This window comes from Thalassobacter sp. (genome assembly GCF_982993085.1).
On the sequence record NZ_CEZFMW010000174.1, the window covers coordinates 1 to 4,480 of the forward strand.

The following is a 4,480-nucleotide window of genomic DNA, read 5'->3' on the forward strand; positions in this document are numbered from 1 at the left end:
CGACATAGGCGCGCCCCCCAGTTTGGACCCTCGCGCGAACGTATCGGCTTGGTCAGAAAGGCGCAATTGGCACCGGCAACAGACCCGGCTAAGACTGGACAAAAGTGGAGGAAAAAATGGCTAGCAAAACAAAAGTCACCCGCGAAGAGGCGCTTGCCTATCACCTTGAGCCGACGCCAGGCAAACTGGAGATTAATGCATCAACTCCAATGGCGACGCAGCGCGACCTAAGCTTGGCATATTCGCCGGGCGTTGCTGTCCCTTGTGAGGAAATTGCCGCCAATCCAAGCCTTGCCTACGATTACACGACCAAGGGCAACATGGTTGCTGTGATCTCCAATGGTACAGCGGTTTTGGGTCTGGGCAATCTTGGAGCATTGGCATCGAAGCCAGTGATGGAAGGCAAGTCCGTGCTTTTCAAACGTTTTGCGGACGTGAACTCCATCGATATCGAACTCGATACCGAAGACGTGGATGACTTTGTTAACGCAGTCCGCCTAATGGGGCCGTCTTTTGGCGGTATTAACCTTGAGGATATTAAGGCGCCTGAATGTTTCATGATTGAACAGCGCCTGAAGGAAGAAATGGATATTCCTGTCTTCCACGATGACCAACATGGCACTGCTGTGATTTGTGCAGCTGGCTTGATCAACGCGCTTCGCATCTCGGGCAAGAAAATCGAAGATGTTAAGATCGTTCTTAATGGCGCGGGCGCGGCGGGAATTGCGTGTATTGAATTGCTCAAGGCGATGGGTGCACAGCATAATAATTGCCTCGTGTGCGATACCAAAGGTGTGATCTATCAGGGTCGTACTGAGGGTATGAACCAGTGGAAATCGGCACACGCTGCTGCCACCGATGCGCGATCCCTTGAGGATGCGATGGACGGCGCGGATGTTTTCCTTGGTGTGTCAGCCAAAGGCGCGGTGACCCCAGAAATGGTGGCGTCGATGGCCGACAATCCGGTGATTTTTGCAATGGCGAACCCGGACCCAGAGATCACTCCGGAGGAAGCGCACGAGGTGCGGATGGACGCAATCGTTGCGACAGGACGCAGCGATTATCCCAACCAAGTCAATAACGTACTTGGCTTTCCGTATCTGTTCCGCGGTGCGTTGGATATTCATGCGCGCGCGATAAATGACGACATGAAGATCGCTTGTGCGCGTGCCTTGGCCGATTTGGCGCGTGAGGACGTGCCCGATGAGGTGGCTATGGCCTATGGGCGTAAGCTGTCGTTTGGGCGCGATTATATCATTCCCACGCCGTTCGATCCGCGCTTGATCCATGTTATTCCACCGGCTGTTGCGAAGGCTGGCATGGATACAGGCGTGGCGCGACGCCCTATTGTTGACCTCGACGGATATACGGAATCTCTGCGTCAGCGGATGGATCCAACCGCCAGCATTCTGCAAGGGATCAACGCCCGCGCCCGTGCCGCGCAAGCTACTATGATCTTTGCAGAGGGTGATGATGTCCGTGTTCTTCGAGCGGCAGTTGCGTATCAACGTAACGGTTTTGGGAAATCGCGGGTTGTTGGGCGCGAAGACGATGTGCGCGCCAAATTGACCGAGGTCGGCTTGGGCGATGCAGCCCGAGAGCTAGAGATCGTTAATGCGCGCAATACCGAGCACCTTAATACTTACAAAGAATTCCTCTACGCGCGCTTGCAGCGGAAAGGGTACGACAGGCAGGATGTGCACCGGCTTGTGACCCGGGATCGTCACGTTTTTGCGGCACTGATGTTGGCGCATGATCACGGTGATGGCCTCGTGACGGGCGCAACGCGGAAATCGGCGCATGTGATGCGGTTGATTCAGCATGTGTTCGACGTTGAGAACAACAAAAATGCTGTTGGTATTACCGCGCTGTTGCACCGCGGTCGCATCGTTATGATGGGTGATACCTTGGTAAACGAGTGGCCTGATGCTGAAGATTTGGCCACAATCGCGACAGCAGGTGCCCGTGTTGCGCGTGGCTTTGGTCTTGATCCGCGGGTGGCGTTTGCCAGCTTCTCGACCTTTGGATACCCTGTGTCTGAACGTGCGGCCAAGATGGGTGATGCTTGCAAAGTTCTGGATGAGCGGCAGGTGGACTTTGAATACGAAGGCGAAATGACTGTCGATGTTGCACTAAACCCTGACATCATGGCGCAGTACCCGTTCCAAAGGTTAACGGGCCCGGCAAACGTCTTGGTAGTTCCGGCGCGGCATTCAGCGTCAATTTCGGTGAAATTGATGCAAGAAATGGCGGGCGCCACTGTAATTGGCCCGATCTTGACTGGGATCGAACGGCCTATTCAGATTACTTCTGCTGTATCCAAAGTTAACGATGTGTTGAACATGGCGTTAATGGCAGCTTGCAAGGTGGGCGGATGACCGTTTGGTGCCTCGGTTCGATCAATGCGGATCACTTTTATGGGGTTCCGCATCTGGTCGTGCCCGGGGAAACCCTGATAGTGCAAAATCACTCCAAAGGATTGGGTGGTAAGGGGGCGAACCAATCGGTAGCCGCTGCCCGAGCGGGCGCTGAAGTTAATCACATCGGCGCGGTCGGCCCAGATGGTGAATGGGCAGTTGAATTATTAGCTGGATTTGGCGTGGATGTGTCGCGTGTGGCCCGTGTGCATGCCCCGACTGCCCACGCAATTATCCAAGTTGATGCAGCCGGAGAAAATGCGATCCTTGTGTATTCGGGGGCAAACATGATGATCCCAATTCCGGACTTTGCAGGTGCACAGCCGGGCGATACGCTTTTGCTTCAGAATGAAACGAACGGAACCGTAGAAGCCGCGCGCTTGGCAAAAGCTAAAGGGTTGCGTGTGGTCTATTCTGCCGCCCCGTTCGATGCCAAATCCGTGCAAGAAATCCTACCGTTCGTCGATCTGTTGCTGGTGAATGAGCTAGAAAATGCCGCGTTAGAGACAGATCTAGGTGCTATTGAAATCGATCGAGTTGTGACGCGCGGCGCAAAAGGTGCTGAGTGGATCGGGGTCGCAAATTTGCCTGCTCATCCCGTGACAGCCGTTGATACGACAGGTGCGGGCGATTGCTTTGCGGGCACGTTGGCTGCGGCATTGGATAGCGGGGCAACCAAAGAGCAGGCTTTGCGCCGCGCTATAGTTGCTTCGACTTTGCAGGTCACAAAAAAGGGCACCGCTGATGCGATGCCCTTGAAGGAAGAAGTAGATCAGGTGATCGGTCTTTAGCTCGTCATCCCATCCCAAAACTTTTTAACCATGTTGAAGAAAGTCGCGCCCTGCGGGTTGTTTTCTTCGGACATGGTTGCGAATTCTTTCAGCAATTCACGCTGACGGCTTGTAAGGTTCACTGGCGTTTCGACGGCCAACTCAATGTACATATCGCCAGCACCACCGCCACGTAGGGCGGGCATGCCTTTGGCACGTAGGCGCATTTGTTTGCCAGATTGAGAACCCTCAGGCACTTTCACGCGGGATCGACCACCATCGATGGTGGGCACCTCAACTTCGCCACCGATAGCTGCTGTCGCCATTGAAACAGGCACACGACAGAATAAGTCGGTGTTATCACGCTGGAAGATCGGGTGATCTTGAACCTCGATAAAGATATAAAGATCGCCGGCGGGACCGCCGCGTAAACCAGCTTCACCCTCACCACTTAGGCGAATGCGGGTACCGGTTTCGACGCCCGCAGGAATATTGACCGACAGTTGCCGTTCTTTTTCCTTACGGCCAGCACCACCACAGGATTTGCAGGGGTTTTTGATTATTTGGCCTGCGCCGGAACAAGTGGGGCAGGTTCGCTCCACCGTAAAAAATCCTTGCTGCGCGCGGACTTTTCCCATGCCGGAGCATGTTGGACAGTTCGCAGGCTCAGATCCACCTTCGGATCCACTGCCGCTGCACGTATCACAGCTGATAGAGGTTGGAACGGTGATGCTTTGCTGCAATCCGGCGAATGCATCTTCTAGCGTGATGCGCAGATTATAGCGTAGGTCGGAGCCGCGTGTGGCGCGTTGCCGACCACCGCGACCTTGTTGGCCACCCATAAAATCGCCAAACAAGTCTTCGAATACGTCGGAAAAAGCGGAAGCGAAGTCGCCTTGGCCGCCACCGCCGCCACCGCGTGGACCACCGCCCATACCGCCATCAAATGCTGCGTGGCCAAAGCGATCGTATGCCGCCTTTTTCTCCGCGTCTTTCAGAACATCATAGGCCTCATTGGCCTCTTTGAACTGGGACTCAGCGTTTGGATTGTCAGAATTGCGGTCTGGGTGCAGTTCTTTGGCTTTGCGCCGAAATGCTTTCTTAATCTCATCAGGTTCAGCGCCCTTTGAGATACCCAAAACTTCGTAATAGTCACGTTTTGCCATATACTAGTGTCCTCTCAGAGACACGCAGGGGCTCGGCCCGACCGACGAGCCGAGCCCCAATGTGCTTAGGCTCTTAGGCCCGTTTGTCGTCGTCGAGGTCCTCGAAATCAGCGTCGAGGATTTCTTC

Annotated in this window: 3 protein-coding genes; 2 read left to right on the plus strand and 1 reads right to left on the minus strand. The window is 54.6% G+C overall.

The window, feature by feature from the left end; all coding sequences use genetic code 11:
- Positions 1–116: 116 nt before the first annotated feature.
- On the plus strand, positions 117–2,378 hold the full coding sequence (locus tag AC4GMC_RS17240) for an NADP-dependent malic enzyme (RefSeq protein WP_487878132.1): 2,262 nt from the start codon (positions 117–119) through the stop codon (positions 2,376–2,378).
- On the plus strand, positions 2,375–3,208 hold the full coding sequence (locus AC4GMC_RS17245; protein ID WP_487878133.1) for a ribokinase: 834 nt from the start codon (positions 2,375–2,377) through the stop codon (positions 3,206–3,208). Before AC4GMC_RS17240 ends, AC4GMC_RS17245 begins: the two co-directional genes overlap by 4 nt.
- On the opposite strand, the gene dnaJ is transcribed toward AC4GMC_RS17245, so the two are convergent.
- Positions 3,205–4,353, minus strand: coding sequence for a molecular chaperone DnaJ (dnaJ, locus tag AC4GMC_RS17250; RefSeq protein WP_487878134.1), 1,149 nt, complete (start codon positions 4,351–4,353; stop codon positions 3,205–3,207). The two genes, AC4GMC_RS17245 and dnaJ, sit on opposite strands and share 4 nt — an antisense overlap.
- Between the last annotated feature and the right edge of the window lie 127 nt (positions 4,354–4,480).

Bases quoted from the DNA above. Each gene is read 5' to 3' on its own strand.
- AC4GMC_RS17240 (WP_487878132.1), top strand. From the start codon at position 117: ATGGCTAGCAAAACAAAAGTCACCCGCGAAGAGGCGCTTGCCTATCAC.
- dnaJ (WP_487878134.1), bottom strand. From the start codon at position 4,353: ATGGCAAAACGTGACTATTACGAAGTTTTGGGTATCTCAAAGGGCGCT.
- AC4GMC_RS17245 (WP_487878133.1), top strand. From the start codon at position 2,375: ATGACCGTTTGGTGCCTCGGTTCGATCAATGCGGATCACTTTTATGGG.